Below are 2845 nucleotides of genomic sequence, written 5' to 3'. Positions count from 1 at the left end.
CCCTCGACCACATCCACGCCATCGGCGCCCACACCGGCGCTCGCCAGCGCCGCGCGAATCACCCGCTGCTGCGACGGGCCGTTCGGCGCCGTCAGTCCGTTCGACGCACCGTCCTGGTTGACCGCGCTGCCGGACACCACCGCCAGCACCTGGTGTCCCAGTCGCCGCGCGTCCGACAACCGCTCCAGTACGACGACGCCGACACCTTCGCCCCAGCCTGTACCGTCGGCCTGTTCCGAGTACGCCTTGCAGCGACCGTCCGCCGCCAGGCCCCGCTGCCGCGAGAAGTCGACAAAGGTGCTCGGGGTGGACATGACCGTCACGCCGCCGGCCAGCGCCAGAGACGACTCCCCCGAACGCAGCGACTGGCACGCCAGATGCAGAGCCACCAGCGACGAGGAACACGCCGTGTCCACCGTCACGGCCGGGCCCTCCAAGCCCAGCGCGTACGCGACCCGGCCCGAGGCAACCGCGCCCACACCACCGGTCCCGATATACCCCTCGACCTCCTCGGGCACGGGGTGGGACGGCAGGTAGTCGTGGTAGAAGAGGCCCGCGAAGACGCCCGTATCGCTGCCCTTCAACGATCCCGGATCGATCCCCGCGTCCTCCAGCGCCTCCCACGACGTCTCCAGCAGCAACCGCTGCTGCGGATCCATCGCCACCGCCTCACGCGGACTGATCCCGAAGAACTCCGCATCGAACTCCCCGGCGTCGTAAAGGAAACCGCCCTCATTCGAGACACTCTTCCCCACCGCATCCGGATCCGGGTCATGGATGTCCTCGGCCCAACCACGGTCCACCGGGAACGCACCCACCGCGTCCCGCCCCGATGCGAGCAGCTGCCAGAACTCGCCCGGAGACGACACACCACCCGGGAAGCGACATCCCATTCCCACGATGGCCACAGGTTCCTGCTGGCGGCCCTCTACCTCACGCAGGCGCTCGCGGGTCTGGTGCAGGTCAGTGGTGACCCGCTTCAGATAGTCACGAAGCTTGTCTTCGTTCGCCATCCAATGACGCCTTCCTCATTACGCACGGTGGTACGGCCACGTACTCAGAGCCCGAGCTGGTTGTCGATGAAGTCGAACATGTCGTCGTCGCTGGCCGTCTGGATCTTGTCGGCGAACGTATCGCCGTTGTCGTCGGCCTCGCCGGATCTGTCGGCCTCGCCCAACACGGAGAGAATGTCCTTCAGCCGTGCCGCGACGCGCGCTCGGGCGGTGGCATCGTCCAAGATCTCGGTGAGTGACGCTTCGATCCTGTCGAGCCCGGAGTACGCCGCGAGGGCGTTCGTCTCCTCGGAGGCCGTCCCGAGCATCTCCTGCATCAGGAAATCGGCCAGGGCGGCCGGGGTGGGGTAGTCGAATACCGCGGTGGCGGACAGGCGCAGGCCGGTGGTGTTGTTGAGCCGGTTGCGCAGTTCGACTGCGGTGAGCGAGTCGAAGCCGACATCGCGGAACGCGCGGTCCGTGTCCACACTGCCGGGGCCCGGCAGGCCCAGGACCAGGGCGGTCTGGGTGGCGATCATGTCCCGTACGGCCTCTTGCTGTCCGGCCGGGCTCAGCTCCGCCAGACGCGCGGCCAGCGTGTGCTGCGCGTCGACCCTGCGCTCGCCGACTGCACGGCGGGTGGGTCCACCGGGGCGCTGCCCACGTATCAGACCGGACAGCAGCGACGGGATCTCGCCCGTTCCGCGTATCGCGGACAGGTCCAACTGGGCCGCCAGCAGCAGTGGTTCGGTTCGGGCCATGGCCTCGTCCAGTACGGCGAGACCTTCCACGTCGGACAGCAGCTTCAACCCCTGGCGGGCCAGCCGCTGTCGCTCACCCGCCGTGAGCTCGCCGGCCATGCCCTGCTCCCAGGGGCCCCACGCCAACGACACCGCGGGCAGGCCCTGCTGGCGGCGATGCGCGGCCAGAGCATCCAGGAAGGTGTTGCCCGCCGCATAGTTGGCCTGGCCCGCGTTGCCGATGACACCGGCGATGGACGAGAAGAGAACGAAAGTGTCCAGGTCCAGGTCGCGGGTCAGCTCGTGCAGGTTCCAGGCAGCGTCGACCTTCGGCCGCATCACCGACTCCACCCGCTGCGAAGTCAGCAACCCGACAACCCCGTCGTCGAGAACGCCCGCAGCATGGATGACACCGGTCAGCGGCACACCGTCCAGGACCTCGGCGAGCTGGGCACGGTCGGCGGCATCGCACGCCGCAACGGTGACCTCGACACCCACCTGCTCCAGTTCTACAACCAGTTCCGGCATGCCGGAAGCCTCGATGCCACGGCGGGAGACCAGCAGCAGCCGCTCGACCCTGCCCGACTCAGCCAGATGCCGGGCCACCAGACCCCCCAGAGCACCCGACGCACCCGTGATCAAGACAGTGCCCGCACCGCCCACCACGGCCGATGAATCCTGCGTGACTCGCGTCAGCCTCGGTGCTCGCACCTGGCCCCCGCGTACCGCGAACTGCGGCTCGGCCGACTGCACGCCCGTACGCAGCCACTCCGCGACGCCTTCGGCGGACAGATCGTCCACGTCCGCCAGCACCAAGCGACCGGGGTTCTCCGCCTGTGCTACCCGCACCAGGCCCCAGACGGAAGCGGGGGCAACCTCCACGGCGCAGTCCGGTCCCGCATCCACCGCACGCTCGGTCACCACCAACAGCCGCGACCCGGACAAGGCCTCTTGCGCAAGCCACTCCTGTACGACGCCCAGTACGTGCACCGCCGCGTCCCGAGCCGCACCGGCAACGCCGGCCGTGCCCACCTCCGGCACGACCCGCAGCACCACAACCGAGGGAACTTCTCCGCCCTCTTCCACCGACGCCACCAGGCCACTCACACCCTC

The 2845-nt window shown here is 69.0% G+C and carries 2 protein-coding genes; both read right to left on the bottom strand.

Annotated features, from left to right (window positions below; genetic code table 11):
• Positions 1-1013, bottom strand: a 1013-nt coding sequence (locus ACH4K4_RS38630) for a beta-ketoacyl synthase N-terminal-like domain-containing protein (protein ID WP_398175058.1), incomplete at its 3' end; no start/stop codon positions are given.
• A 44-nt stretch (positions 1014-1057) separates the two neighbouring features.
• Positions 1058-2845 (bottom strand): SDR family NAD(P)-dependent oxidoreductase (locus ACH4K4_RS38625; protein WP_398175055.1); only part of this gene is annotated, 1788 nt, incomplete at its 5' end.

This window comes from Streptomyces sp. NPDC017529, from assembly GCF_044329785.1.
GTDB lineage: Bacteria > Actinomycetota > Actinomycetes > Streptomycetales > Streptomycetaceae > Streptomyces.
Note: the sequence above shows the minus strand (reverse complement) of the source record. Positions and strands in the feature narration are given on the sequence as shown.